We start from the raw sequence: 26,603 nt of genomic DNA, 5'->3' as shown, positions 1-26,603 counted from the left end.
TGGCTAGTGTCGTCCTATGGTCCCCCAGGTGCACGGTGCCGACGAGGAGCGGAAGTCGTGACGGAGCCGAGCCGGTGGGCGCGCGCGGCCGTGGCTCATGTCAAGGGCATGAGCAGCGGTGCCCCGCTTGATCGGTCGCTGCGGATCACGCTCAACTTCCACCCAGACCGCGGATCGGCCGGCGACACCGTGGTGGACCGCCTGGCGCGAGAAGGCATCTACCGCGACCAGTTCGAGACCGGCACCAGCAACGGCGGGCTCACCGCGCACCCTGGTGGCGACCGGTTCCGTTGGGAATCACGGATCTTCGGGGGTGCGTATGACGACGCGCCCGCCTCCGAGCGACCGCGGTACGGCGCGCTGAACCACCGCCGACGGGGAGTGGGTGGCGCGGTGCGCTTCGGGTCCTCCCACCTGCGGCTGGCGGAGCACGTGCTGGACCGGGCGACCTTCTGCTTCCCGGACTCGTTCCGCGAGCCGGCGGACTTCGGGACCGCCGGTCGTTTCGACCTGCTGCGGATGTCGGCCGCGTTCGACCTCGCCGCGGCGGCGTGCGCCTCCGAGCGGGAGGAGGCAGAGCAGGGCGGGATCCTCGACGACTACGTCGAGGCGCACGTGCACGGTGTCGTGGCTCTGGCGGAGGACGTCGAGGCGGTGGTGCTGGATCCGTCATACCGCGGCACCGAGGTCGAGGCGGCGGCCGCGCGGCTCGGGGTCCCGGTCGAGTGGCACGAGGGCCGGGTGCTGACGGTCGAGGAGCTCGGGCGGCGCCGGCACTACCGCGACCCCGATGCGTATGACCTGGGGCTGGCCGTCGCACGGGAGGGGCTGCTCGACGCCGCGGTCATCGGTGAGGCTGCGCGCACGGGACTGCACCATCCGCAGAGCATCAAGCAGGTCTGGCACCTCACGGCGCGGTTCGGTCGTCCGGTCCACGACTGGCGGACGATGACGCACGACTGGGGCACCTCGGTCGACCACGTGCACCTCGCTGAGCTGCGTTGCGGCGCACTGATGCTCGGGGGAGTCAGCCTGCGGCACCTGGTGCTCGAGGTGCTGGCCTACGCGAATGACGAGGCCGAGGCCCTGGGGCGCCGGGGACTGGCTGTCGTCACGCTGCACCCGGACGGGTCCGTGGAGATCCGCGACGACGGACGGGGGACGGACACCCGCCGCGACGACGCCGGGAGGATCGTGCGCAAGCCCGTGATGGCGACGCAGGACGTGCGCTTCGCCGATCCCGGGTCCGCGCCGAGGCTCGCGGACAGGCGGCCTCGGGTGGGGATGTCGTCGGTGGCCGCCGTGTCGCGCTGGCTGGTGCACACCAACCGCCGGGAGGAGGGCGCCTGGTCGCAACGCTACGAGCACGGGGTGCCGACCACGACCCTGGCGGACGTCGCAGGGTGCGCGGGGGAGGGGACGGGGACGAGCGTGCGGTTCCTGCCGGACCCGGCCTACGTGACGGTGGGAGTCCTGTCGACGAGCGACCTCGGTGGCCACGCATGGATCGAGGTCGCGCTCCGCCGGTGACGCCTGGGGCTGCCATCCTCGCCCGGCGGTCCCTGCCGCCCCACGTCCTCCCTCGGACATGGCTGGCTCACACGGCCTCCGGCAGGGCGCGGACCTCGAGGGAGGAGCCGTTCTGGGTCCGGATCAGCCTGACCTGGGCCGGAATTCGCTGCCTGAGCTCGGCGACGTGGCTGATGATGCCGACGCTGCGACCGCCTGCTCGGAGGCCGTCGAGGACCTCCATCACGTGCTCCAGAGCCGCCTCGTCGAGCGTGCCGAAGCCCTCGTCGACGAACAGGGTGTCGAGGTCGACGCCGCCGGCCTCGGCCCGCACGGCGTCGCCCAGGCCGAGCGCCAGCGCGAGCGAGGCCATGAAGGTCTCGCCGCCGGACAGGGTCGTAGTGTCCCGGGCCTTGCCGCTCCACGCGTCGACGACCTCGAGCCCCAGCCCGCTGCGGGCGCCGCGCGCCGCCAGACGGTCGGAGTGGCGCAGCTCGTAGCGCCCGTCGGTCATGACGGCGAGCCGCTCGTTGGCCAGCGCGACGACCTCCTCGAGGCGTGCGGCCAGCACGTAGGTGGGCAGGCTCATGCGGCGCAGGTTGTTGGCCCCGGACCCGGCCACGGTGTCCGCGACCTCACGGATGACGTCGGCACGCCGGACCGCGGGAGCCAGCGACTCGAGCAGGCCGAGCGCCTCGGCGGTGTGCCGGGCGAGGAGCCCACCCGCGTCCTCCGCGACGCGTGCGGACCCGGTGGCGTCGCGGGCCTGCGCTCTGGCCCGCTCCACGGCGACGGCGAGGGCGTCGAGGTCAGGGGTGGGAGCGGCCATGGCCTCGGCGACCTCCGGGTCGTCGAGGACGGTCCTTGCCTGGAGGACGGCCTGGTCGTGACGCGTCAGGGTGGCCTCGAGCCGGCGTCTCTCGTCGACCGGCAGCGCGGCGGCCTGCACCTGGCGCGCGTCCTCGAACTGCGAGCCCTGCAGCCTCTCCGCCAGGACCTCCTCGGCTCGACGCAGCTCGCGTCGCGCCCGCGCGTGCGCCGTGCGGGTCTCGTGCAGCACGCCCAGGGCCTCGACGGTGGAGCGCACGGTCGTGAGGAGCTCGCGGACCAGGGCTCCAGAGGGCACGTCGGACCGCTGCGGGGCATCAGCCGGGGGGAGGGCAAGCTCGAGGGCGTCCTCCTCGGCCAGCTCATCGAGCAGCCTCCACGCCTCTGCGCGCTCGACCTCGCTGCGGCTGCGGGCCAGCTCCACGCGTGAACGGGCGGCGGCGAGCTGCTCGGCCGCCGTGCCGAGCGCGGTCCGGCGGCGCTCGATGTCGGCGTCCGCCTCGCGCAGGCGCGCCTCGGCCTGTGGCAGGGCGGCCGCGGCGCGTCGGGCGATGGCGTGGCGCTCCCGGGCGGTCGTGAGCGCCGCTCCCACGTCTGCCGCGCGGAGGTCGTCGAGCGCAGCGAGGCGTTCGCGCAGCTCGTCGGCGTGCGCGATCCGCGTGGCACGAGCGGACTCGAGCGCGGACAGCGCCTCGACCTCGGCAGACCTCGCCTCGGCGAGCACCTGCTCCGCAGCCTCGACGTCGTCGGCCGTGACCAGGTCCCCGGCCTCGCCGGTGGCGGGGTCCGGGTGCTCGGTGGCCCCGCACACGGGGCACGGCTCGTCCTGCTGGAGGCTCAGGGCGAGCTCGGCCGCCAGGCCGTCGGCGCGTCGACGGTGCAGCCCGGCGGTGTCCTCCTGGCGGTCGGCCCGCCACGCCGAAGCCGCCGCGGCGGCACGCGCGCAGGCCTCCACACGGGCGTCGTCCTCGGCCAACGCCTCCACGCGTGCTGCCGCCTCCCGCAGCCGGTCCACCGTGAGGCGGGCCGACTCCTCCACCTCGGCCTGGTCGGTCAGTGCGGCCAGGGCATCGGCGCGCTCGGCACGGGTGCTCTGAGCCTGCTCCAGTCCGGTCCGTGACTCCGCCACCGCGGCGGCGTGGCCGGAGACGGCTGCCGCGCTGGTCTCGGCCTCCTCTCGGGCGCCGTCCGCGTGGGACACCTGGACGGCGATGCGGGTGGCCAGGTCCGCCACGGCGTCCACGCGGCGGGTGACGTCGCGCAGCACCTGCTCGTCCAGGTCGTCTGCGGGGCCCAGCCCGACTCCTGCACCGGCTTGGCCACGGGCACCCTGACCACGCGCATCCTGGGCTCGCGCATCCTGGGCTCGCGCATCCTGGGCTCGCGCACCCTGGGCCCGCGCGCCGTCGGCCCGCAGCCCGAGGGCCGCGCACAGCCCCGCCGGGAGGGCCTCGACCGCCTGCTCATGGGCTGCAGCCGCTTCGGCAGTGGCGGCGGACAGGTGGGACGCGGCGGTGACGTAGGCGACGAGCTCGGCCGCCGCGGCTGCGCGACCCAGCTGATCCCGCATGGACGACATCTCGTCGGTCCGCGCCTCGAGGCCGGCCAGGGTCGCCGCGGCCGTCGCTGCCTTGGCCCGCAGGGCGTGCACCCGGCGCCCCGCCTCGTCGGCGCTCGCGGCGTGTCGGCGTGCCGCGTCAGCATCGGTGGCCGCGGCGTCGAGCGACGTGGCCACCTGGCCGACCCGAGTGGCGAGCCTCGTGAGTGCCTCCCGGATGGCCACCGCGTCGGACGACGAGGTGTCGACGAGCAGGTCCTCGATCACGATGGGCGCCTCGGGGGGGCCGTCGTCGGCTGCTGGCCCGTCCGCGAGCGGCCCACCGGCGGATCCGGGCGACGGCGCCGCCGCGGCCACGGCCAACGCCTGGCCGGCGGCGTCGTTGACGCGCGTGAGCGTGCTCGTGAGCCTGGCGCGGGCGTCCTTGACCTCTGCCTCGACCTCGCGCCGTCGAGCCTCCAGCCACCGCTGCACCTGCTCGAAACGTGAGGTGTCGAACAGCCGCTGCAGGATCCCTGCTCGCTCGTCCGTCGAGGCCCGCAAGAACCGCGCGAACTCCCCCTGCGGGAGCAGGACCACGGTGGCGAACTGCTCAAGCCCGAGCCCGACGACCTCACGCACGATGCCACCGATCTCGTCGGCGCGCCCGGACCCCCGGTCGACCCAGGCGCCCTCGACGCGCTCGACCATGACGACCTTGTGCTGCTGCCGGGTCGTGCCGGCGCCGCGCTTCTTGGGGCGCACGAACTCCGGGGAGCGGGTGGTGCGGAACCGCCGGGACCCGACCGACCACTCGAGCTCCACCTCGGGCACGGCGTCCGCGCCGGCGTGGTCCGAGCGCAGCGAGCCCTTCTGCCGGGCGCCGGGGATGTCGCCGTAGAGCGCGAAGCAGACGGCGTCCAGCAGGCTGGTCTTGCCGGCGCCGGTGGGGCCGTTGATCAGGAAGAGCCCGGCGGCGCCCAGCTCGTCGAGGTCGACCTCGACCGTGCCGGCGAAGGGCCCGAACGCGGTGACCCGCAGGTGGTGCAGCCTCACGACGATCCCTCCCCGCTGGTGGCGACACGGACTGCCTCCAGAGCCTCCACGACCACGGCGTGCTCCTGCGGCGTAGCGGCCGCGCCGCCGCGGACGTGCTCGAGGAAGCCGTCCACGAGCTCCGGGTCGGAGGCGACGCGCAGGCGGGCGGCATACGACCTGCTCTGCGACGGCTCGACCCCCTGCGGGTCGAGCTGCAGGGACAGCGTGTGGGGGAACCGACGCCGGACCTTGTCGATCGCGTCGAGGGGGCGGACCGCGTCGGTCAGCGTGACCTGGCAGTAGGCGGACTCCGCAGCACGGTGCGCGGGGTCGCGCAGCAGGTCCTCGAGGTCGCCTCGCAGCACCGCCAGGGGCGTGTGGACGGGGGCCTCGATCCGCTCGGTCCGGACGGCGCCGGAGCGCTCGTCGCCGAGGTCCACCAGCCACGAGGACTTGGTGTGCCGCGCCTCGGAGAAGCTCATGGCGACGGGGGACCCGGAGTAGCGCACCCGCTCGTCCAGGGTCTGGCTGCCGTGGAGGTGCCCCAGCCCCACGTAGTCCGCCTCACGGAACAAGGCGAGGGGCACGTCGCCCACGCCGCCGACGCTGATGTCACGCTCGCTGTCGCTGCTCTCGCCGCCGGTAACGAAGGCGTGGGCGAGGACGACGACGGGGCCGGCGTGCCGCTCGGCGTCGGCGGTCACTCGGGCCAGGGCTCGCTCGATGACGCCGTGGTGGGATCGCTCGGCGCCGTCGAGCTCGTCCGCCACGACGGCGGGCTCGAGGTACGGCAGGGCGTAGATGCGCGTCGCGCCGATCGAGATGGGTCGCGCCAGGTCGGCGACCGAGGTGCGCAGGTGCACCCCGGCCCGTTCCAGCAGGGGACCACCGAAGCCGAGGCGCACCGCCGAGTCGTGGTTGCCGCTCGCGAGCACCACCTGGGCGCCCGCGTCGGTGATGCGGCGCAGCGCGTCGGAGAGCAGGGACACCGTCTGCGGGGCGGGGAGCGCGCGGTCGTAGACGTCGCCGGCGACCGCCACGACGTCGACGGCCTCGGAGCGCACCACGTCCACGAGGTGGTCGAGGAACTGCTCCTGGGCAGGCAGCAGCCCGACCTGGTGGAAGGAGCGGCCCAGGTGCCAGTCCGAGGTGTGGAGCATCCGCATGGTCGACACCCTAGGAGCGACCACCGACAGACCCTCGGGGACGCGCCCTCGGGAGCCGGACGCGCGGGACGTGACGCGCCGCGGACCGGTCACGGTGCGCGCCGCGGCCGCAGGTGTGGTGCCCTAGTCCGCATGGGTCAGGAGATCTCCGCCGGGCTGAACGCCCGAGAGCAACGTCAGCGGTACCGCGAGAAGGTCCAGCAGTGCCTGGACGTGCTGGAGCGCATGCTCGGGCAGCAGGACTTCGAGACCAGCGAGCCGATGGCGGGGCTGGAGATCGAGATGAACCTCGTCGACCAGGACCTGCGACCCAGCATGACCAACGAGGCGGTTCTCGAGGCGATCGACGACCCCTTCTTCCAGAGCGAGCTCGCGCGCTTCAACATCGAGCTCAACGTGGAGCCGGAGCCGCTGGCCGGTGACCGGCTCCACGCGCTGGAGCAGACGCTCCGCGAGCACCTGCGCGCCGCCCGGGACAAGACCGGTGACACCGACATCGTCACGATCGGCATCCTGCCCACGCTGACCAAGGAGCACCTCGGGCGGGACGCGCTGACGCCGACCCCGCGCTACATCGGGCTCAACGACGCGATCATGGAGGCGCGAGGCGAGGACCTGCTCCTGGACATGGAGGGGCGAGGCGGGGAGCGGGTGGCCACCTTCGTGGACACGATCGCGCCCGAGGCCGCCTGCACGTCGGTCCAGTGCCACCTTCAGGTGGCACCCGAGGACTTCGCGGAGTTCTGGAACGCCGCTCAGGCCATCGCGGGGGTGCAGATGGCGGTGGGCGCCAACTCGCCATACCTCTTTGGCTCCCAGCTGTGGGCGGAGACCCGGATCCAGCTGTTCCACCAGGCCACGGACACCCGACCGATCGAGCTGCGCAACCAGGGCGTGCGGCCCCGGGTGTGGTTCGGCGAGCGGTGGGTGACCTCCATCTTCGACCTGTTCGAGGAGAACGTCCGCTACTTCCCCGCCCTCATCCCCGAGGTCAGCGAGGAGGACCCGGTGGGGGTGCTGGAGTCGGGCACGGCCCCCGCGCTGTCCGAGCTCAAGCTGCACAACGGCACCGTCTACCGCTGGAACCGCCCCATCTACGACACCGTGGACGGCAAGCCGCACCTGCGGGTGGAGAACCGCGTGCTGCCGGCCGGACCCACGGTGGCGGACACGGTGGCCAACGCCGCGTTCTACTACGGCCTGGTCAACGCGCTGGTCAGCATGGAGCGTCCGCTGTGGTCCAAGATGAGCTTCGCGTCCGCGAAGGAGAACTTCTTCGCCGGCTCGCGCCGCGGGTTCAACGCCAACCTCTACTGGCCCGGGCGTGGAGACGTACCCGTGGACGAGCTGGTCCTGCGTCAGCTGCTGCCGCTGGCGGACTCGGGGCTGGAGTCGTGGGGGGTGGCGACGGCGGTGCGAGACCGTTACCTCGGCATCATCGAGGAGCGCTGCAAGGCCGAGATGAACGGAGCAGCCTGGCAGGTGCGCTGCGTGGACCGGCTGCAGGAGCGAGGCGCGAACCGCGACGAGGCCCTGCGGCGGATGCTGCACCGCTACATCGACAACATGCACGAGGGTGAGCCCGTGCACACGTGGTCCCTGCCGCGCTGACCGGGTCCTGCGACCTGGTCAGCGGCTGGGCGTGACCGAGGTGCGCGGTGCTCAGCGTGGTGCGAGCTGGTTCCAGCGCTGGATCGACGGGAAGGCCCGCTCGTAGCCCAGGACGCTGATCGACCCGGCGTGCAGCTCCAGCTGCGCCCCGAACCTCGGCTCCGTGCGCAGCCATACGCTCGTCAGGATGCGGGTGGTGTGGCCGTGCCCCACCAGGACGACGTCCCTGCCCTCCTTGAGGACGGGCATCACGCGGTCGATGACGGCACGCGCCCGGGCCGCCACCTGCTCGATCGACTCGCCCGGGGTGTCACCGGGCACGACCCCGTCCTCCCAGACGGTCCAGTCGTAGCCGAGCTCCTCGCGGATCTCGGCCGTCGTGCGTCCCTCGTAGCCGCCGTAGTCCCACTCCACGAGGTGGGGGTCGATGTCCGGCTCGGGGAGACCCACCAGCTCGGCCGTGCGTCGCGCTCGCCGCATGGGGGACGACAGGACCAGGGCGAAGTCGAACTCCTCCAGCAGCGCAGCCGTGCGCCGAGCGGCTTCCTCCCCGTGCTCGGTGAGGTCCAGGTCCGTGGTGCCCGTGTGCTTCATGGCCTTGGACCACTCCGTCTCGCCGTGCCGGATCAGGACCAGCCGGCCCTCGGGGACGGGGCGTTGGGTGGGGCTACCGGTGTCGTTGCTCACGGTGGCAGGCTAACGGTCATGTCGACCGCCCAGCAGCCTGAGCACCACCGTTCCGTCCAGCTCCGGCGGACCAGCCTGGGGCGGTATGCCGCCACCAACGCCCGCGGCGGGACGTTGGAGCTGGGCACCGGCGAGGACGCGGCGTTCACTCCCGTCGAGGCCCTGCTGGCCGCGATCGGGGGCTGCACGATGGTCGACGTCGACCACCTCACGTCTCGGCGTGCCGAGCCAGTGAGGTTCTCGGTCGAGGTCGGGGGAGACAAGGTCAAGGTCGACGGCGAGGCCCGGCTGGAGGGGTTGACCGTGACCTGGGAGGTGACCTTCCCGGACGGTCCTGCGGGCGACGAGGCCCGCCGGGTGCTGCCTGACGCGATCCGTCGGTCGCACGACCGGCTCTGCACGGTGGGGCGCACCGTCGAGGTCGGGACGCCGGTCGCTAACATCGTGTCAGGTGAGGAGCCTCGCCGGGAGCGGGTGCGACCGGACGCAGAGTGATCCCACGACGCGGGCTCCGCCGACGAGCGAAGGAGCCTGTCATGACCCACGACACCATCCCCAGCGACCGCATCGTCGTCGGCGTCGACGGCTCGGCGCTCGCTCGCCCGGCCCTGGAGTGGGCGGCCCGAGAGGCGGACGGGCGCAGGGCCTCCCTGCTGCTCGTGATGGCGCAGGAGGTCGCCCAGCCCGCTCCGCACGAGCTGGGGTGGTCCTACGGGCTCGAGGAGCTGGTCCAGCAGGGCACCGAGCGGGTCCTGGACGAGGCTCAGGCCACGGTGCGCGCGTCCCACCCCGGCCTGGAGGTAGCGACGCAGGCCGTGTGGGGCAGCCCGTCCGCCGCGCTGATCGAGGCATCGCGCCACGGTCAGCTCGTGGTGACCGGTAGCCGCGGCGCGGGCGGGTGGGAGGGGTTGCTGCTCGGCAGCGTCTCCGGGGCGGTCGCCGCGCACGCACACTGCCCGGTCGTCGTCGTGCCTGACCGGGCCGCGGGCGCGCCCGCGGACGGCCCGGTGGTGCTCGGCGTCGACGACTCGGCCGAGGGGCACCGCGCCGCGTTGTTCGCCTTCGGCGAGGCCGACGGTCGCGGGTTGCCCCTGGTCGCCGTCCGGGCCTGGACGATGGAGTTCGAGGGCGGCGTGGTGCCGACCGAGGAGGGGTCGTCGGCCCACGCGGAGATGAGCCGGCGCCACACCGAGCTGGTCGAGCACGTGCTGCAGCACGGACGCGAGCAGCACCCGGACGTCGTCGTCGAGACCCGCACCCTGCGCGGCTCGTCGGTCAAGGTGCTGGCGGAGGCCTCGCGCACCGCCTCGCTGGTGGTCGTGGGCAGCCGCGGGCGTGGTGGTTTCGCCGGCATGCTGCTGGGGTCGACCAGCAGGCAGGTGCTGCAGTCCTCGCACGCGCCGGTGGCCGTGGTCCGCGTCTGAGCGGCGAGTTGTCCACAGGACGGCGTGTTCCCCGACCGTCGTCCACAGGCCCTGCACTGCGTCCGGCCACCGAACCCGCCGCGGGACACACTGGGCCCCGGTGAAGGAGGAGGGCCGACATGACGGCGACGAGGACCGACCCCTCAGAGGTCGTTCGCGAGCTGATGGGTGCGCACCCGCACGAGTGCGTCGTGTGCTACGTGGGGCGCATGGTGCAGCGGTTCGACTGCGACGGGTCCTGGCGGTGGGTGCAGACGTGGCGGGAGCAGCGAGCGCCCAGGGCGACCCGCCTCGAACGCCGGCTGGGGGTCCGGGGCGCGTCGTGCGACTGCGAGCTGCAGCTGCGGGCCTACGAGGTGGAGCCCCGCGCGCTGGCGGTCGCCTGGGACGGTCCGATCGCCTCTGTCGGCCACTGCCTGGAGGTCCGGGCGGGCTCCACCCAGCCGTGCCGTCTCTGGCGTCTCGCGCAGCGCAACTGGTGGGCGGGGGAATGCCATGCGCCGCAGACGTGTTAGGCCGACATCGCCCTGACCGAAGGAGCATCCGTGGAGGACCTGCGCTACCTGCAGCTGTCGATGGCCCAGCACCTGTTCGACCAGAAGAGATACGCCGCGGCCGCCCACTCGCTCGCCGATCTGCTGGGGACCGAGCCGGACAACGTCGCCGTGCGCCTGCTCCTGGCTCGGGCGTACTACCACTCGGCGCAGCTCGGCCGCGCGCGGGACGAGCTGACCGAGCTCGTCGAACGGGCCCCGACGGACGACTACGTCCGGCTCCTGCTCGCGCGCACCCTCGAACGCCAGGGGCTGGGCGCGGAGGCCGCCACGCAGCGGCGGATCCTGGCAGCGCTCACGGGCGACGACCGCCACCTGGCGCAGGGGACGGCGCACGGGCCCGGGACTGCGCCCTGAGGTCGGTGGGTATGTCGAAGTTCATGACACGCACGCCCAAGAGGATTCTGATCGTCGTCACCAACACCCCCCGCTACACCACCGCCGGCTACCGCACCGGGCTCTGGCTGGGGGAGCTGACCCACTTCTACGATGTGGTCACGGAGGCGGGCCACGACGTGACCATCGCCAGCATCGACGGAGGCGCCGTACCGCTGGACCCCGAGAGCCTGTCCGCGCCGATGCTCAAGAGCGGGGGGACGGGGGAGCGCTACGCCGACCCCGACTTCATGTCCCTGCTGGACGACACGGTGCGGGTCGCGGACGTCGCGGCGGAGGACTTCGACGCCATCTACCTCACCGGGGGACACGGCGTGATGTTCGACTTCCCCACCAGCCAGGCGCTCGGAGCCCTCATCGCCGACCTGGACGCCCAGGGCAAGGTGGTCTCCGCGGTGTGCCACGGCCCTGCGGGGCTGCTGGCCGCGCGCCGCGAGGACGGCACCCCCGTCATCGCCGGACGCAAGGTCACAGGGTTCTCCTGGCCGGAGGAGAAGCTCGCCAAGCGTCAGGACGCGGTCCCCTTCCGCCTGGACGAGGAGCTGAAGGCGCTGGGAGCCAAGTACTCCAAGGCCCTCCTGCCCTTCAAGGACAACGTCGTGCGGGACAAGAACCTCATCACCGGACAGAACCCCCAGAGCGCGCAGAGCGTCGCCAAGGCGGTGCTGAAGCGCCTGAAGTGACGTGCCACCGGGGGTGAGTGGGGCGGGGGACCTGGCACGGTCAGGACCCCCGCCCCCGTCTCGAGGACGGCGGGTGCATCTCGACCAGCAGCACTGGTGTGGCGAGGTCTGACCGCGGTCCAGACGTCCGCCCGCAAGGCGTAGGTCTGGCTGCAGCCGGTGTCGAGGTCGGTGATCCGCGCCTGGACGATCCCGTGCTCGTCGAGGGTGTAGAACGTTCCCGCGACGGCGGGACGTCGCACTGCGCCGACGCCCAGCGCTGGACGGTCGCCCCGCGGGTGGGCTGGTGCGCCTGTCGCGAGACGGTTGTCTTGAGACGGCTGTCGGGCCTGCGTCAGGACCCCGGTTGCGGCAGGGGGCGCTCGCACGCGTCGTCGAGGGGGAGGGACGTGTGCTCGTGCGTGATGCGAGGGCCGTTGTCGCCCGGCTCCCACACCTGGGTGAAGCGCGACACGACCTCCGTGCGCCCACCCTCGCGGTCGTCGGCGCCGTAGCAGGCGAGTCCGGAGAGGACGAGGATGGTGTCGGACCCGGCGACCCGCGGCTCACGGATCTCGCACGCCCCGTTGCCCGCGAGGTGGCGGAACCACATGTCGACGGCGGCCCGCCACTCGTCGCGTGAGGTGTACTGCCAGGCCGAGGTGCCGTCGAAGACCCGCGCGTCCTCGGCGTAGAGGTCCAGGAGCCTGTCGACGTCGATCGAGGCGACCGCCCGCTCGTAGGAGGAGATCAGCTGGGGTGCGTCCATGCTCATCATGTGAACACTGTATACATGCTCGATCGGGCGCTACAAGGGGTGGCCCGCGGCACTAGCGGAGGTCGGGCGAGAGCAGCTCGTACAACTGGTGGTCCTGGTAGGTGCCGGCGATCATGACGTACTTGCGGGCCAGCCCGTAGGGCTGAAAACCGTTACGCTCCAGCACCCTTTGCGAGGCGGTGTTGTGCAGCAGGGTCCCGGCCTCCAAGCGGTGCAGTCCCCACTCGCCGAACGCGAGGTCGACGAGCTCGGCCAGGGCCCGGGTCGCCAGGCCACGCCCAGTCTGCCCGACGCCCAGCCAGTAGCCCACGCTCGCGTACTGGCCGGCACCCCGCACGATGTTGTTGAGCGTGATGCGGCCGGCCGGCGAGCCCTGCTCGTCCAGGACGACATAGGGGCCCATGCGGCCGCCCCGGCGCTCGGACAGGGCGAGACGCACCAACTCCTGCTGCCCGCCGAGGGTGTAGAAGCGCTCGGGCCGTGCCGGCTCCCACGGCTCCAGGTGCTCGCGGCTGGCGGCGACCAGCTCGGTGAGGGCCGGGGCGTCCGACAGCTCGAGGGGTCGGATGACGGTCATGAGGGGATCATCGTAGGTGAGTCAGCGACGCTGCAGGTGCACGAGGATCTCGGCGTGGGTGGTCTGCGGGAACATGTCGAACAGCCTGGCCGCGGCGACCCGCCACGACGGCATGTCGGCGAGGTCGCGGGCCAACGTCGCGGGGTTGCAGCTGGAGTAGATCACGGTGCTGGCGGAGGACCGCTCGAGCCGGTCGGCCAGCCCCGTGCCAATGCCCCGACGCGGTGGGTTGACCACGACCAGGTCCGGGCCCGAGCTGGGCCGCAGGGCATGGGACGTCGCGTCGCCGTCGACGAAGAGTGCCGAGGTGAGCCCCAGCTCGTCCGCGCTGCGGCGGGCGCTGCTGATCGCCTCTGGTGACACCTCGACCCCCGTCGTCCGGAGCGATCGGTGGGCCGCACGTGCGCGCACGGCCGCGTGCAACGCGAATCCGCCCACCCCGCAATACAGGTCGAGCAGGTCGGTGGGTCGGGCAGCGAGGATCCAGTCGCCGGCCTGCGTGTAGAGCGCGTCCGCGACGGAGGTGTTGGTCTGGAAGAAACTGCGTGTCCCGAGGTGGAGCGTCATGCCGGCCACGTGCATCGGCAGGGTGTCCGCGTCGGTGAGCACGACCTCGTCGTCGCCCTCCAGGACCGCGGCGTGCCGTGGCTGGACGTTGGCCGACAGCACGCGGGCCCGGGGGAGGGCAGCGAGGATCGTGGGGAGACCTCGGCGCAGGCGTCCCAGCTGGTTGGTCGACCGCAGCACGAACCGCACCATCAGCTCGCCCGTGGGGGAGTGGGTCACGAGCAGGTGCTTGAGCTCGCCCTGACGGGCCCGCACGTCATACGGCTGGAGCCCGAGAGCGGGCACGACCTCGGCGAGCGCGAGCACGGCCTCGTGCAGGCCGGGCTCGTAGAGGCCGCAACGGCGCAGGTCCACCCCCTCCCCGCCGGCGTCCAGGATGCCGAAGGTCGGGGCGCTCGTGGTGCCCGCCACGGCGAGCTTGGCCTTGTTGCGGAACCCCTCCTCGCGGCTCGCCTGCGGGTCGAGCCACGCGTCAGCGGTGACGTGGTCAGCCAAGACGTCCGCGACGGCGCGCTGCTTGTCCGCGAGCTGGGTGGGGTAGGGGACACCCATGAGGGTGCACGAGCGGCAGCGCCCCGCGTCGAAGTAGTCGCACTGCATGGCCGCAAGGCTACGGGCAGCCAGGCCAGGCGAGCTTCCGCCCGCTGTCGAACCGGCGCCGCGACCCGTCCACGGGGTCGACGAACTCCAGGGTGCGGGCGAGCAGCCGCAGCGGCTCGGTGAAGTCGTCGACGGCGTCGGGCAGGACGACGGGATACAGCGGGTCCCCGACGATGGGGACACCGAGCGAGGCCAGGTGGAGCCGCAGCTGGTGCGTCCGCCCCGTGCGGGGACGCAGCCGGTAGCGGGCGAAGCCGCCGCGTGTCTCCACCAGCTCGACGAAGGTCTCGGCATTGGCCGGCAGGCCGGGGACCTCACGAGCCGTCAGGACCCCGCGGTCCTTGACGATGTGGCTGCGCATGGTCGTCGGCAGCGCGAGGTCCGCCCGGTGCGGGGCGATCGCCTCGTAGGTCTTGACGGGGACCCGTTGCTCGAACATGCGCTGGTAGGGCGTGCGCCAACGACGCTCGGTGGTCAGCACGAGCACGCCGGCGGTCAGGCGGTCGAGCCGGTGGGCGGGCCCGAGCTCGGGCATCCCGAGCATGGCGCGGGCCCGCACGACCACCGACTGCGCGACGTGGCGGCCGCGTGGGAGGGTCGAGAGGAAGTGCGGCTTGTCCACCACGACGATCCGCTCGTCCTGGTGCAGGACCGCGAGCTCCCCTGGCACGACGGCCTCCTCGCGCAGGTCGCGATGAAACCACACGAAGGTGTGCGGGCGGTAGGGCTCCTGCCCAGTCCAGGCGGTGCCGGCGTCGTCCACGAACCGCCCTGCGGCCAGCATGGACTCGACGTCGACCTCATCAGGCAGCTTGTGGCGCAGCCACTCCCGCATCGTCGCCCAGGGCGGAGGCTGCTCGGGGTCGCGGTCCGGGGTCCGCACCCACGCCGCCTGCAGCCCGTGGCGGGGCGGCAGGGGGGAGTGGGACGGCACCGGTCCATCTTGCCTCGCCTCGGGTGGGTCGTCCTCCTACCCTGGCCGTATGACGACGAACCAGGCCGCTGCCACGTTCATCATGTTCGAGGGGGCGGCGCAGGACGCGATGGCGCTGTATGCCCGGGCCTTCGGCGAGGACTGGGCGCCAGGCCCGGTGTCACTGCGCGACGGGGATCTGGGGCCGGCGACCGGACCGGTCCTGCACGCGTCGGCGGAGCTCAAGGGCCACCGTCTCATGGTGGTGGACTCAGGCGTCCCGCACGCGTTCGGCCTCACCCCGTCCATCTCGCTGTGGGTGGACTGCGCCGACCAGGCCGAGCTCGACCGGGTCTGGGAGGTCCTGGCCGACGGTGGGCAGGTCTACATGCCGCGCGGTGACTACGGGTTCACGCCGTACTTCGGCTGGGTGGGTGACCGCTACGGCGTCACCTGGCAGCTGTGCGTGGGCACGGCCGTCTGATCCGAGGGCGCATGGCTGCGCAGACGGGCCCGGTGCACGGCTCCGCCCGCCCCCGTCTGCGCTTAGACGGCCAGACCGTGGTCGTCTGGCGGATCGGGCGCTGGTCCCGACGGGTCCGCGGGGTCCGTGGGGTCCGTGGGATCCGTGGGGTCCGACAAGTCCGACGAGTTCGCGGGGTCTGGCGGGTCCGGTGGCTGGGGCGACCCTGGCAGGCTCGTCGATGGCGCCGGCTCCGGTGGCCCGGACGCGTCGGATGCTCGGGGCGCCGGTCGCCAGCTGCCCATGACGTTGACGACATCCCACTCGACCCGTGTCCCGTCGGGCGTGACGCGCCCGTTGATGTCGTGCTGATGGACGAATCTGTGGTGGTGCCCGCACAGGAGCGCCAGGTTGACGGCGTCGGTCGCGCCCCCGTCGGCCCAGTGGATGATGTGGTGGACGCGTGACCACGAGGCGGGGTTGCCGCAACCCGGGAAGGTGCACCCGCCGTCGCGCACCTCGAGCGCACGTCGCTGACCCTTGCTGGCCAGCCGCTCCGTCCGCCCGAGCGCCAGGGGCTGACCGTCCTCACCCAGCCAGACCGGGGTCACCTCGGCGTCGCACGCCAGCTCGCGAGCGTACGCAGGGAGCAGGTGCGTGCCGAGGTCGTCGACGGCGGCGACGGGCGTGGGGCAGTCGCAGGGCTCCCCGGTGGGCCGCCAGAGCCCGAAGGCGTCCTGCGCTCGGTGCTCGCACGGCCGGGCGAGGGCAGCCAACGGGATGGCGAGGTTGACCCGGGTGCCGGCACCCATGGGGCCGGTCTGCGTGGAGGCGCCGACCAGCTCGGCCATGCGCATGAGGGCGTCCAGGCGGCGCTCACGCGGGAGCCGGGTGTCGACCTGGCCCGTCTCGGGGTCGGGTGCCGGCGCGGACAACGCGGTGATGACCGCGTCCAAGGTGGCCTTGTCGTCGGGGGCCAGCAGGCCCTCGAGGCGATACAGACCGTCCGGCATCTCGGTGCAGGTGGACAGTCCACGCTGCGCCTCGTGGTGCCTGCGCGTGCGCTCCTCGCTGTCGAGGGTGCCGTAGCGGGCGAGCATCTCGGTCTTGAACCGGGCCAGCGATCGTCGGCTGGTGCACTGACGGGCGAGGGTCGTGGCGGCCTCGGCGATCTCGCCGTGCATCGCGGGGTCCGTGGCCGTCCGCAGCTCGTCGAAGACGGAGGCGGCACGACCGGCGTCGCTCGGCGTCACCTCGCCCGTCGCGAGCGCGTCGCGCAGACCGGTCAGAGCCGGCCGGGTCGTCGTGTCGATGGCCCGGCGGATGGCGTGCGCATCGGTCTCGGTGAGCGCGGCGCCCGCGTCGGTCAGCCAGGCGGCGGCGTTGGTCGACCCGGACTCGCGGATGACACCCCGCTCGCCGGCCTCGATGGTGACGGCGCACGCCAGACCGCGCGCCGCGGCGGCGACCTCGGTCGCCGTCACGGCCAGACCTGCCAGCTCCATGGACTGGACCGAGCTCAGCCCGGCACCGAGGACGCGCAGCGCCTGCAGGGCCCCGTCGAGGGTGCCCCTGGCTGCGAGTACGTCGGCGTACGTCATACAGTCAGGATATCGAACAGCAACTCGAAAATCCATATGGTTTGACCATGATAGCCGGTATTTAACCCAGCGTAGAGCGCGTCAACACTCTGCGATCAGCAGGCCTCGAGGCGTCAGGACCATGACCCCAGTGGCCAGGTCAGGGCCGGTGCCACTCGTACGGCGTCGTCGTCGTGACCTTCACGAAGCCGGAGCGCTCCAGGATCGGGCGGGAGTGCTCGGTGGAGTCGCTCTGCAGCAGCCGGATCCCGCGCCGCACGGCCGACCTCGCGCGCTCGGCGGTCAGCGCTCGATAGATCCCCCTCCGGCGCCAGCCCTCGAGCGTGGCCCCACCCCACAGCCCCGCGAAGTCGGTGCCGGCCACCGGCTCGAGTCGCCCCGTGCACACCATCTCGCCGTCCACCTCGGCGACCCACAGCTCTAGGTCGTCTCGCCCGAGGGACAGGCGGTGGAGCAGCTCGTCGGCCATCCCCGGGACCGCCTCCCCGAAGGCCTCGTCGGCGCTCGCGCACATCCGCCGCACGTCCTCCTCGGCGCTCACCCGCCGGACGACCACGCCCTCGGGCACGGGCACCTCAGCGGCCAGCACCGCTGCCTCCCCGATCATCACGGACTCGTCCTCGCCCCGCACGAAACCCCGACCGACGAGCGCCTCGTGCAAGCCCGGCGCCGCGTCGTGGCCGCGAGTCTTCCACTCCACCTTGGTGATCCGCGGGTCTGACCGATAGTGGTCGAGGGTCTCCTCGACCAGCCGGTCGATCCCGTCTGCGTCGAGCCCGCCCAGGTCTCGGTAGGTGACGAATCCCCGCGCCCCGCGATACATCCCCCACAGGACGGGTCCGTGACGTTCGCGGCTGTCGGCGGAGACGAGCTCGGCCTCGTCGCGCAGCTGGGCGTCATACATCCTGAGCAGGTCCGCGGGGGAGTGGTGCGTCATGGGCGCGAGTCTCCCCGACAATGGGGCGGACAGCACCCGACTTTCCGTGGAGGAGCCATGATCACGATCACCGTCGCGCAAGCCGGCAAGGAGCACGTCGAGTCCGGCCACTTCAAGGAGGCCATGAAGGTGCAGGGTCGGTACGCCGCCACCCGCCCCAAGGTCATCTCGTTCGAGAAGCCCGGCACCGGGTGGGACGAGCTCGGTGAGATCGAGATGCCCTGAGCCTCAGCCGGACTCAGTCTCGGACCGTATGCCGGAGGTGGTCACCGTCATGACCTCCGGGCCCGCTCCGTGATGGCCTCGGCGACCTCGTCCGGGTGACACTCGGGCAGCCAGTGCCCGGCGTCGAGCTCGACGAACCGGTAGTCCGCGTCGACGAGGTCGGCCGTCCCCTCGGCAGCCGCGCGGCCGAGCGCCACGTCGTGCCGCCCCCACACATAGGTCGTCGGGACCCGGACCTGCGAGGACCGTTGCGCACCAGCACCCTTCGTCGCACCGCCACCGGTCCTCCTGCCGGAGCCGCGGGATGAGAGCGACCGCCAGGGGGCGCTCGCGCGGTACCACCCGATCGGGCCGCGCAGGCTCGCCGGGCTGGCGAAGCGGGCGGCATACCGCTCGGCATGGTCCGCCGGAAGCCCCGCGCTGGTCAGGAAGCGCCGCATCGACCGGGACAGGACCCGCTCGGGCAGCCCCGGGACCTGGAAGGCCAACATGTACCAGCTGCGGCGCGCCTGGTCCGGCGTCCGCAGGGCGCGCGCCATCGCAGTGGGGTGAGGTGTCGACAGGACGGTCAGGGACAGCAGGCGCTCGGGCGACGACAGTGCGGTGGCCCACGCGACGGCGCCGCCCCAGTCGTGGCCGACGAGGTGCACGCGCTCGGCCCCGGAGGCGTCGACTAGGGCCAGGACGTCGCGCACGAGCTGGGTGACCCGATAGGCATCGGTGCCGGTCGGCGACGCGCCGGGGGAGTAGCCGCGCTGGTCGGGTGCGAGGGTGCGGAAACCGTTGTCGTGCAGTCGTTCCGAGACCGCTGTCCACGCGGACGCGTCCTCGGGGAAGCCGTGCAGCAGCACGACCACCTCGCCGTCGCGCGGCCCGCCGTCGACGACCTCGAAGGTCAGCCCGTCACGGGTGAAGGACGTCAGGGGAGGGGTGTCGACGTGATCCGCCATGGTGGGTGCCGTTCGTCGTGGTGAGTCTGGCCAAGGCCACCCTAGTCCGGCAGACGCGTCGTGGTCCGAGGACTGGAGCGAGTTCGCCGGGTCCGGTGCGGTGCCCGGCGGCTCGACGGCGTCGACGGGCAGGGGAGTGCGGGCCCGGAGCCGGTCCAGGCACAGTCGCGCCTCGAAGTCGTCCGTCCGATCCATGGTGGTCACCCTCCCATCACGTGGTCCGTCACGGGTAGTGGCTCCCGCGCCGCCTCAGGTGTGACCGCCCGCGGGATCATGGTTGCCGGGCCGTCGCGTCCAGGAAGGCTCTCCAGTGACGTTGACCCTGCGTGAGCCGCCCGCCCGCGCCCGCCCGCGCGAGCACCTCCTGGGTGGCCGATCGCGTGTCGTCGTCCCAGGACCCGCTGGGTCGTATGTCGAAACCCCACACGTGTCGGCACATCGCCTGCACTGCCTGGACCTGGATGCGCGACCCGGGGGAGAAGGTGCTGCCGGTTGGACCGGAGCGCCCGTCGTCCACGTGGATGTGGTTGTGGTGCGCCTCGTCGTAGAGATAGGTCAGGACCGAGGCGAAGTCGTGGTGCAGGCTCGCGGCCAGCCGCCAGTAGGCGCGTTCGAGAGCAGCGCGCTGGGCGCCAGAGCTGTTCTGCCACAGGTCATACCGACAGCTCACCCGGTCCGTGCCGTCCCCGGCTCGGACCCGCCCAAGGTCGAAGGCGCGTCCGGCGTGGTGCCACGAGAGGCGCGGACGGTCCTTGAGCCTGACCCAGGCGCCATACGACCAGAGCTGGGTCGGCGGTGGTGCCGCGAGGTAGATCCAGTGCCGGGCCAGCGTCGCGGAGAGACGTTGCGCGAAGGCCGGCTCGATCCGGAACCCGGTCGGCGTGCCGGAGATCTCGTAGTAGAGGCGCGCGTCGGCAAGGCGATCGACGCGGTGAAGCTGCTCTGACGCGACGGCCGTGGGGTCGGTGGACGGCAACGACGGATCGTCCTGCATCAGCTGATCCACGCTCTCCTGCAAGGGATCTCGAGCCGCCCAGGCCGCAGCAACGCCCAGCACCGTCACCGCGCCGGTCGCCAGCACCGCTCTTCGAGGTGGGCCTGCGCGGGGCGGCTCTGGGATGGTCATGTCGCGAGCGTCAGACGCATCATGGGGGAGCGGGCCACCCAGTCCTCGATGCTGTGCCCCTGGCCGGCATACCAGGGCTGCACCCGCCAGGCGCTGCGCGCGACGTGCTCACGGGCAGCGGGGGCGGTCACCTCGGTCGCGATGACGCGAAACTCGTTGCCCTCGAACGACAGCGACGCTCGCGGGTGGGCTCGCAGGTTGGCGATCCAGCCCCGGGGTCCGGGGGTGCCCACGACGTGCACGGCACCGTCCACCTGGACGAACCAGATCTCCACCGTGCGCTCAGCCCCGGTGCGCCGACCCGTCGTCGTGAGGTCGCAGGTCCCGGTCGCCGGTAGGTCCTCCAGCCGCAGCCTGCCCATGCGCCGAGTGTAGGCCGCGCGCCGGGGCGGACGGCAGGGAACGGGAAGGGGAACTGGCGGCAGCATGACCGGGAAGGGGGGGTGTGTCTGGGAGGCGCTGGTGACTCATCCGATGCACGACGCAGACTCGTAAATGACATAATGTAGATTATCGGCGCTAGATCACCCGTTGGGGTTCCACGTCGCGGCCCGGTGGTCGGCTTCCGGCATACAACTGCTGTGACTCCCGCGTCCGCACCAGCCGGGCGGTGCGCTCGGCGAGCGGCCAGGGCAGCTGCCGCCGCTGCGCGTGCCGTCGATCGTGATCCTGGCTCTCGCCGTCGCCGGTGTGGGCTACGCCCTCGCCTCACGCCGCCCGTTCGACCTGCCCAGTTGCGAGGCATGACCGACGTTGCCCCGTGAGCCGCTGGCTAGGCCGACATGCAGGGCGGCCTCCACCGCGTCTCAGTCGACCGAGGTGATGATCTGGTCCTGGCCGCCGAAGCTGAAGGTGTCGTCGGCGCGCAACCCGTGGATCACGTCGTAGATCGGCGCGTCCGTGGCGATGCCCTCGTAGGCCACGCCGCCCGACACGAACTCGTCCGTGGGCACACCCACGACGTAGTGGCGGCCGTCGAGCTCGATGATCGCCCCCGGCCCCACGACGTCCCGGGGCGAGACGTCGAGAGCTCTGGCCTCCTTGAGGTCGAGCCGCTCCTGCGCGTCGGCTCGGCCGAAGATGTCGTGCAGGTCCCCCGCCTCGTCCCGCTGGGAGTCGTCGTCGACCCGTCGCTGTTCCGGGGCATCCGCGCCGGCCGCCGCCTGCTGCGCCGTGCTCGAGGTGCTGGAGGCGAGGCGCTCCTGGAGGTGCGCGAGCAAGTCGTCCTTCACCTGCTGCTTGCTGCGGCTGTCCATGGATCGAGCCTAGGCGCCGACGTACTCGGCGAGGTGCTGGCCTGTGAGCGTGTCCCGCCGTCTTACGAGCTCGCCTGGGGTGCCCTCGAAGACGACGCGCCCGCCGTCGTGCCCTGCGCCCGGACCGAGGTCGATGATCCAGTCGGCGTGCGCCATGACCGCCTGGTGATGCTCGATCACGACGACCGACCTGCCGCCGTCGACGAGCCGGTCGAGAAGACCGAGCAGGTTGCCCACATCGGCCAGGTGCAGGCCGGTCGTGGGTTCGTCGAGCACGTATGTCGTGCCCTTGTCCCCCATCTGCGCGGCGAGCTTGAGGCGCTGGCGCTCGCCGCCGGACAGCGTGGTCAGCGGTTGCCCGATGGTGAGGTGGCCGAGCCCGACGTCCTCGAGCCGCTCCAGGACCTTGTGCGCCGCGGGGATCCGCGCCTCGCCCTCGCCAAAGAACGCGCGCGCCTGCGCCACCGACATGGCCATCACCTCGGCGATGTCCTTGCCACCCAGGTGGTGGTCCAGCACCTCGGGCTGGAACCCCTTGGCGCCGCACACCTCGCACGGCGTGGACACCGTGTCCATGAAGCCCAGCTCGGTGTAGATCACGCCCGCGCCCTTGCAGCTCGGGCAGGCGCCCTCGGAGTTCGCCGAGAAGAGAGCGGGTTTGACGCCGTTCGCCTTGGCGAAGGCCTTGCGCACCGGCTCGAGCAGCCCGGTGTAGGTCGCCGGGTTGGACCGCCGCGAGCCCTTGATGGCGCCCTGGTCGATGACCACGACGTCGTCGCCGCGCAGCGACCCGTGGATGAGCGACGACTTCCCCGACCCGGCGACCCCGGTGACGACGCAGAGCACGCCGAGGGGCACGTCGACGTCGACGTCCCGCAGGTTGTGGGTCGACGCGCCGCGGATGGGGAACGCCGACGACGCCTCGCGCACCGTCGCCTTGAGCTGCGCCCGGTCCTCCAGGTGGCGACCGGTGAGGGTGCCGCTGCGCCGCAGCCCGGCGACGGTGCCCTCGAAGCACACCTCGCCTCCTGCGGCTCCGGCGCCCGGTCCCAGGTCGACGACGTGGTCGGCGATCGCGATCATCTCGGGCTTGTGCTCCACGACGAGGATGGTGTTGCCCTTGTCGCGCAGCCGCACGAGCAGCTCGTTCATGCGCTGGATGTCGTGCGGGTGCAACCCGATCGACGGCTCGTCGAAGACGTAGGTGACGTCGGTCAGCGACGACCCCAGGTGACGGATCATCTTGGTGCGCTGGGCCTCTCCCCCGCTGAGCGTGCCCGCGGGCCGGTCCAGCGACAGGTAGCCCAGCCCGATCTCGACGAACGAGTCGAGCAGGTGCAGCAGCCCGGTCAGCAGCGGGGCAGCCTCGGGATGCTTCAGCCCCCGCACCCAGGCCGCGAGGTCGGTGATCTGCATGGCGCAGCAGTCGGCGATGTTGACGCCGTCGATGCGCGACTCCAGGGCGTGCGGCGCCAGCCGGGTGCCACCGCACGCGGGGCATGGCTTGAACACCACCGCCCGGTCCACGAAGGCCCGCACGTGCGGCTGCATCGCCTCGCGGTCCTTGGACAGCATCGACTTCTGGATCCGCGGGATGATGCCCTCGTAGGTGAGGTTGATCCCCTCGACCTTGATCTTGGTCGGCTCCTTGTGGAGCAGGTCCTCCCGCTCGGCCTTGGTGAACCTCCGCACCGGCTTGTCCATGTCGAAGCCGAAGCCGGAGAAGATCCGGCCGTACCACCCGTCCATCGAGTAGCCCGGGACGAGAATCGCCCCGTCCGCCAAGGACTTCGAGTCGTCGACGATGGCGGCGAGATCGAAGTCCGAGACCCGGCCGGTGCCCTCGCACTCGGGGCACATGCCGCCGGTGATCGAGAAGGTGCGCTTCTCCTTCTTGCCCTTGTTGGCCCCCGTCTGGATCGTCACGGCGCCAGCACCAGACACCGAGGGCACGTTGAAGGAGAACGCCTGCGGTGAACCGACATGAGGAGATCCGATGCGGGAGAAGAGGACTCGCAGCATCGCGTGGGCGTCCGTGGCGGTCCCGACGGTGGATCGCAGGTTGGCGCCCATGCGCTCCTGGTCGACAAGGATGGCGGTCGTCAGCCCCTCGAGGTGGTCGACGTCCGGGCGGGCGAGCGACGGCATGAAGCCCTGCACGAAGGCGCTGTAGGTCTCGTTGATCATCCGCTGCGACTCGGCCGCGATGGTCGCGAAGACCAGCGAGCTCTTGCCCGACCCCGACACCCCCGTGAATACGGTCAGCCGGCGCTTGGGCAGCTCGACGCTGATGTCCTTGAGGTTGTTCTCCCGCGCACCCTGCACGCGGATCAGGTCGTGGTGGTCGGTGGCGTGCTGCGTCATCGGGTCTCCGTTCGTCGGGCCTGCGGCCTCAGGTCGCCGGGGCCATCGTGGACCGAGACCGGTCCGGCGGTCTGCCGCCTGGCCGGGTCTGAGCCCGTATGCCGCAGCGCCGCCGTCCGGACGATCGGCGCCTCAGAGGTGCTGGACGCCGCCGCCCAGCATCGCTCCGGTCGCCGCTGCCCGGGCGGCGGGGTTGCGGCCCCTGGCCTTGTCGTGGGGGACGTACTCGTCGTCCGGCCAGGGCTCGTGCTGGTCGTGCGAGGCCCGGGCCAGCCGCTCGGAGAAGGGCAGGTCCGTCTGCCTCGCGGCGTCGGGCTCGTCGTGGTCGCGCCTCATCGCTGCCACCCACTCTCGTGCTCGCACCCACGCGCCGGCGCGTCGGTGCTGGTTCGCCCAGGGTACGCCGCGCGGCCGGGTGACGCGCGTGCCCGCGGCCGGCAAGGGGGACCGGTCGCGGGCACGCGGGTGCGGTGCGGCTCAGGGCGTGGTGCTCCCCGTCCGTTCGACTGCGGGTGCCTGCTCGTCGGTGCGCCGGGGTGCATGACCCAGGCTGAGGGTGACGACGGCCGCCCCGACCAGCAGGGCGCCGACCATCCACAGGGCGGGCTTGGCGCTGCCGGTCAGGTCGATGCTGAAGCCCGTGACGAAGGGCGCCGCGAAGCCCGAGATGTTGCCGAGCGAGTTGATCAGGGCGATGCCGGCGGCGGCACCGGCGCCCGTGAGGAAGGCGCTGGGCAGCGACCAGAAGACCGGCAGAGCGGCGCAGAACCCGATGGCCGTGAAGGTGATGGCGACCATCACGGCGAGCGGCGAGTGCTGGTAGAGCGCGACGGGGATCGAGACCCCGGCGATCACGGCCGGGACGGCGACGTGCCAGCGCCGCTCCCCCACCCGGTCGGAGTGGTGGCCGTTGACGACCATGGCGACCGCGCCGAACAGGAAGGGGACGGCCACAGGTGCGGAGCGGGTGGTCGCGCGGGTCCTCGCGCGGGCGCCGAGGTCCTGGGCGGGCCAGGTCGGCGAGCGCACGGTGGCGCTGCTCACCCAGACCGCCGACGAGGCGACCATCGCCCTCGGCCCCTCCGTCGCCCACCACGTCGTCGTCGCCGCCGTCGAGAGGCCAGACGTCGATGGGGACGGTCGAGCGGTGGCGGTGCGCCCGGTGGTGGAGGCAGGCCGAGGGTTGGGGCGACCGGGGCCCGCGAGCGCGTCACCCGTCGCGTCAGCCGTCGCGGCGGCCTGGCGGCGGGCTGACCGAGGGGTCGGCGTCCTCGCGGCGCTGGGCAGGCCCGCCGCGGTGGTGCGGTCCGAGGACCTCGGCATCCTCGCGGCGGTGCTCACCAGCGCGGGCGAGGGCTCCGGCGCGGCGCACGTGCGCTGGCAGCTCGGTCCGTTGCTCGACCGCGACGCCGAGACCGGTAGCGACCTCGTCGGGACGCTCGCGGCCTATCTCGGCTCGGGGCGGTCGCACGCCGCGACGGCTGCGCGTCTCGGCGTGCACACCAACACGCTCTACCAGCGGCTGCACCGGATCGACGAGCTGCTCGGCGAGCGCTGGCGCGAGCCCGGGCGGACGTTCGAGCTGGGCCTGGCCCTGGAGCTGCACCGGCTGACCGAGCGCGTGAGCCGAGTCGGCTGAGCCTCCAGCGATGGCCCCGCCCGGTGCTGCAGGGATGCCCGTCAGTGACCGAGACCGTTGCTCTGCAACGGAAGTCGCGCAGCGTCGGGGCCGTAGCGGACGACCGTCGCGAGGCTCGGCGGCCGGATGTCGAGGTCGTAGAGCGCCTCGGAGTCGAACCACCGGAACTCCATCCCCGGCACGAGCGCCTCGGAGGAGGTGCGGTCGACCTTGGCCTCGAAGGCGAGGTTGATCTCGTGGTGGGCCACACCGTCCAGCTCGAAGGCGTTCTCCACCACGGCTATCAGGTCGGCGACCTTGGCCTCGAGCCCGAGCTCCTCGAGGATGTCCTTGTGCAGCGCGTCCTTGGCCGACTCGCCCAGGGTCACCGAGCCGCCGGGCAGGAACCAGTAGTCATGGTCCTCGAGCCGGGTCAGCAGCACGCGGGGCCCGCTGCGGATCACGGCCGAGACGACGACGTCGAACTTCTCCGGTCGGTTCGCCATGACATGACTGTAGTCACGAGGGTCGCCGCAGGACAGCCTCCCCCCGGCCATCACCGCCGGGCCCTCGATCCCGAACCAGGGTGCGCAGCGGTGAGGACAGCGCCCACGCCAGCGCCAGGAACCACACGATGGCGGCGCCTGTCGTCCAGTCCGACCTCGTGAGCTCGCTCCTGCGGGCGGGGGCAGCGCGCCCGCTCGACGAGGTCCCCGTGGTGCACCTCCTTGCGCCCAGACTACGTCCGGCCGGCCCGTTCGTGGTCGGTGACGACCCCGCGGTCGCGATGCAGGAGCGCGATGGTCTCGACCTGCACCTCGTAGCGGGACTGCGCGCCGCCGGGTGTCTGGTAGAAGCGTCGCCGCAGCGCCCCGCGCACCTCCACGTGGTCGCCGGCGGCGAGGTCCACCGCCTGCTCCTGCGCGTCGCCGGGCCAGCAGGCCACGTCGATGGTGTCCACCGTCGCCGCCCGCCGGCCCTCCTCGGCCGCCCGCGGGTCCGGCGGCCGAGGCACGACCACGCGCAGGCTCACGAGGAGCACCCCGCTCGGCAGCGCCCTGAGCTCGGGCTCGGCGCTCACCCTCCCTCGCAGCCGGACCTCGTTGCACACCTCATCACCCCCACCTCTGTCGTGCCCGCCCGTGTCGTGCCCGCCCTCGCCCTCCGCCGCCTCCACGTCCAGCCGCCCCATCTGCGTCATCTCCGTTCCTCACCT

28 protein-coding genes are annotated in these 26,603 nt (G+C 72.4%); 10 read left to right on the top strand and 18 right to left on the bottom strand.

Translation table 11 applies throughout. The features are described 5' to 3' along the window. Positions 1–57 precede the first annotated feature (57 nt). Positions 58–1,530 carry a DUF3626 domain-containing protein gene (locus GGG17_RS06055; protein ID WP_311966459.1) on the top strand — a complete coding sequence of 491 codons (1,473 nt, stop codon included), beginning with the start codon at positions 58–60 and terminating at the stop codon, positions 1,528–1,530. 67 nt (positions 1,531–1,597) lie between these two features. Here the strand turns inward: GGG17_RS06055 and GGG17_RS06050 are convergent, their stop codons facing one another. Next, positions 1,598–4,930, bottom strand: a complete 3,333-nt coding sequence (locus tag GGG17_RS06050; protein ID WP_154592861.1) for an AAA family ATPase — start codon at positions 4,928–4,930, stop codon at positions 1,598–1,600. Continuing rightward, complete coding sequence (locus tag GGG17_RS06045) at positions 4,927–6,078, bottom strand: exonuclease SbcCD subunit D (protein WP_154592860.1); 1,152 nt, start codon at positions 6,076–6,078, stop codon at positions 4,927–4,929. The genes GGG17_RS06050 and GGG17_RS06045 overlap by 4 nt, the downstream gene beginning before the upstream one ends. A 132-nt stretch (positions 6,079–6,210) precedes the next feature. Between GGG17_RS06045 and GGG17_RS06040 the strand changes: the two genes are divergently transcribed. Continuing rightward, positions 6,211–7,689, top strand: coding sequence for a glutamate-cysteine ligase family protein (locus GGG17_RS06040; RefSeq protein WP_154592859.1), 1,479 nt, complete (start codon positions 6,211–6,213; stop codon positions 7,687–7,689). Positions 7,690–7,740: 51 nt separating this feature from the next. On the opposite strand, the gene GGG17_RS06035 is transcribed toward GGG17_RS06040, so the two are convergent. Further along, positions 7,741–8,376 carry a histidine phosphatase family protein gene (locus tag GGG17_RS06035; protein WP_311966458.1) on the bottom strand — a complete coding sequence of 212 codons (636 nt, stop codon included), beginning with the start codon at positions 8,374–8,376 and terminating at the stop codon, positions 7,741–7,743. Between the two features lie 18 nt (positions 8,377–8,394). On the opposite strand from GGG17_RS06035, the gene GGG17_RS06030 reads away from it, so the two are divergent. From GGG17_RS06030 to GGG17_RS06010, 5 genes are all read left to right on the top strand, one after another. Next, a complete protein-coding gene (locus GGG17_RS06030; RefSeq protein ID WP_154592858.1) occupies positions 8,395–8,871 on the top strand; it encodes an OsmC family protein in 477 nt (158 codons plus the stop codon). 41 nt (positions 8,872–8,912) lie between these two features. Continuing rightward, positions 8,913–9,800 carry a universal stress protein gene (locus GGG17_RS06025; protein ID WP_154592857.1) on the top strand — a complete coding sequence of 296 codons (888 nt, stop codon included), beginning with the start codon at positions 8,913–8,915 and terminating at the stop codon, positions 9,798–9,800. Positions 9,801–9,919: 119 nt separating this feature from the next. Then, positions 9,920–10,315, top strand: coding sequence for a DUF2695 domain-containing protein (locus GGG17_RS06020; RefSeq protein ID WP_154592856.1), 396 nt, complete (start codon positions 9,920–9,922; stop codon positions 10,313–10,315). Positions 10,316–10,345: 30 nt separating this feature from the next. Then, positions 10,346–10,711: a tetratricopeptide repeat protein gene (locus tag GGG17_RS06015; protein WP_311966457.1), complete on the top strand. Its 366-nt coding sequence runs from the start codon at positions 10,346–10,348 to the stop codon at positions 10,709–10,711. Between the two features lie 23 nt (positions 10,712–10,734). Beyond that, complete coding sequence (locus GGG17_RS06010; protein ID WP_154592855.1) at positions 10,735–11,433, top strand: type 1 glutamine amidotransferase domain-containing protein; 699 nt, start codon at positions 10,735–10,737, stop codon at positions 11,431–11,433. Between the two features lie 334 nt (positions 11,434–11,767). On the opposite strand, the gene GGG17_RS06005 is transcribed toward GGG17_RS06010, so the two are convergent. Genes GGG17_RS06005 through GGG17_RS05990 form a run of 4 tightly spaced genes read right to left on the bottom strand, consistent with a single transcriptional unit; the run spans position 11,768 to position 14,868 of the window. Continuing rightward, the gene (locus GGG17_RS06005) at positions 11,768–12,190 is read right to left on the bottom strand and encodes a YybH family protein (RefSeq protein WP_154592854.1); all 423 of its coding nucleotides are present in this window, start codon (positions 12,188–12,190) and stop codon (positions 11,768–11,770) included. A 52-nt stretch (positions 12,191–12,242) separates the two neighbouring features. Further along, complete coding sequence (locus GGG17_RS06000; protein WP_154592853.1) at positions 12,243–12,767, bottom strand: GNAT family N-acetyltransferase; 525 nt, start codon at positions 12,765–12,767, stop codon at positions 12,243–12,245. Positions 12,768–12,788: 21 nt separating this feature from the next. Further along, complete coding sequence (locus GGG17_RS05995) at positions 12,789–13,934, bottom strand: methyltransferase domain-containing protein (RefSeq protein ID WP_154592852.1); 1,146 nt, start codon at positions 13,932–13,934, stop codon at positions 12,789–12,791. Positions 13,935–13,944: 10 nt separating this feature from the next. Next, on the bottom strand, positions 13,945–14,868 hold the full coding sequence (locus tag GGG17_RS05990) for a pseudouridine synthase (protein ID WP_311966456.1): 924 nt from the start codon (positions 14,866–14,868) through the stop codon (positions 13,945–13,947). A gap of 49 nt (positions 14,869–14,917) precedes the next feature. On the opposite strand from GGG17_RS05990, the gene GGG17_RS05985 reads away from it, so the two are divergent. After that, positions 14,918–15,331, top strand: a complete 414-nt coding sequence (locus tag GGG17_RS05985; RefSeq protein ID WP_154592851.1) for a VOC family protein — start codon at positions 14,918–14,920, stop codon at positions 15,329–15,331. A 62-nt stretch (positions 15,332–15,393) separates the two neighbouring features. Here GGG17_RS05985 and GGG17_RS05980 read toward each other — a convergent pair whose 3' ends face one another. Both GGG17_RS05980 and GGG17_RS05975 read right to left on the bottom strand, forming a co-directional pair. Further along, positions 15,394–16,911, bottom strand: coding sequence for an HNH endonuclease signature motif containing protein (locus GGG17_RS05980; RefSeq protein ID WP_195849133.1), 1,518 nt, complete (start codon positions 16,909–16,911; stop codon positions 15,394–15,396). A gap of 139 nt (positions 16,912–17,050) precedes the next feature. Then, positions 17,051–17,848, bottom strand: a complete 798-nt coding sequence (locus GGG17_RS05975; RefSeq protein WP_154592849.1) for a GNAT family N-acetyltransferase — start codon at positions 17,846–17,848, stop codon at positions 17,051–17,053. A 57-nt stretch (positions 17,849–17,905) separates the two neighbouring features. On the opposite strand from GGG17_RS05975, the gene GGG17_RS05970 reads away from it, so the two are divergent. Further along, on the top strand, positions 17,906–18,073 hold the full coding sequence (locus GGG17_RS05970; protein ID WP_195849132.1) for a hypothetical protein: 168 nt from the start codon (positions 17,906–17,908) through the stop codon (positions 18,071–18,073). 47 nt (positions 18,074–18,120) lie between these two features. On the opposite strand, the gene GGG17_RS05965 is transcribed toward GGG17_RS05970, so the two are convergent. From GGG17_RS05965 to GGG17_RS05935, 7 genes are all read right to left on the bottom strand, one after another. Further along, entirely contained in the window at positions 18,121–19,023 is a 903-nt protein-coding gene (locus GGG17_RS05965; protein WP_154592848.1) for an alpha/beta fold hydrolase, read from the bottom strand. Positions 19,024–19,294: 271 nt separating this feature from the next. Continuing rightward, on the bottom strand, positions 19,295–20,017 hold the full coding sequence (locus tag GGG17_RS05960; RefSeq protein ID WP_154592847.1) for an extensin family protein: 723 nt from the start codon (positions 20,015–20,017) through the stop codon (positions 19,295–19,297). 128 nt (positions 20,018–20,145) lie between these two features. Next, complete coding sequence (locus GGG17_RS05955; protein WP_195849131.1) at positions 20,146–20,511, bottom strand: nitroreductase family deazaflavin-dependent oxidoreductase; 366 nt, start codon at positions 20,509–20,511, stop codon at positions 20,146–20,148. A gap of 444 nt (positions 20,512–20,955) precedes the next feature. Then, a complete protein-coding gene (locus tag GGG17_RS05950; RefSeq protein WP_154592845.1) occupies positions 20,956–21,405 on the bottom strand; it encodes a hypothetical protein in 450 nt (149 codons plus the stop codon). Positions 21,406–21,414: 9 nt separating this feature from the next. Next, the gene (locus tag GGG17_RS05945; protein WP_154592844.1) at positions 21,415–23,769 is read right to left on the bottom strand and encodes an ATP-binding cassette domain-containing protein; all 2,355 of its coding nucleotides are present in this window, start codon (positions 23,767–23,769) and stop codon (positions 21,415–21,417) included. Positions 23,770–23,901: 132 nt separating this feature from the next. Beyond that, complete coding sequence (locus tag GGG17_RS05940; protein WP_154592843.1) at positions 23,902–24,105, bottom strand: hypothetical protein; 204 nt, start codon at positions 24,103–24,105, stop codon at positions 23,902–23,904. Positions 24,106–24,246: 141 nt separating this feature from the next. Beyond that, positions 24,247–24,813, bottom strand: a complete 567-nt coding sequence (locus GGG17_RS05935; RefSeq protein ID WP_195849130.1) for an MFS transporter — start codon at positions 24,811–24,813, stop codon at positions 24,247–24,249. Here GGG17_RS05935 and GGG17_RS05930 point away from each other — a divergent pair. Next, positions 24,800–25,408 (top strand): PucR family transcriptional regulator, encoded by a 609-nt coding sequence (locus tag GGG17_RS05930; protein WP_195849129.1) that lies wholly within the window; start codon positions 24,800–24,802, stop codon positions 25,406–25,408. The genes GGG17_RS05935 and GGG17_RS05930 overlap by 14 nt on opposite strands. A gap of 41 nt (positions 25,409–25,449) precedes the next feature. On the opposite strand, the gene GGG17_RS05925 is transcribed toward GGG17_RS05930, so the two are convergent. Both GGG17_RS05925 and GGG17_RS05920 read right to left on the bottom strand, forming a co-directional pair. Further along, positions 25,450–25,893 (bottom strand): NUDIX hydrolase, encoded by a 444-nt coding sequence (locus GGG17_RS05925; protein ID WP_195849128.1) that lies wholly within the window; start codon positions 25,891–25,893, stop codon positions 25,450–25,452. Between the two features lie 233 nt (positions 25,894–26,126). Next, positions 26,127–26,588, bottom strand: a complete 462-nt coding sequence (locus tag GGG17_RS05920) for a single-stranded DNA-binding protein (RefSeq protein ID WP_230082734.1) — start codon at positions 26,586–26,588, stop codon at positions 26,127–26,129. Positions 26,589–26,603 lie beyond the last annotated feature (15 nt).

The organism is Arsenicicoccus cauae (assembly GCF_009707125.1).
Taxonomy (GTDB): domain Bacteria; phylum Actinomycetota; class Actinomycetes; order Actinomycetales; family Dermatophilaceae; genus Arsenicicoccus; species Arsenicicoccus cauae.
The sequence above is the reverse complement of the archived record's forward strand: the minus strand, read 5'-3'. Positions and strand labels throughout refer to the sequence as shown.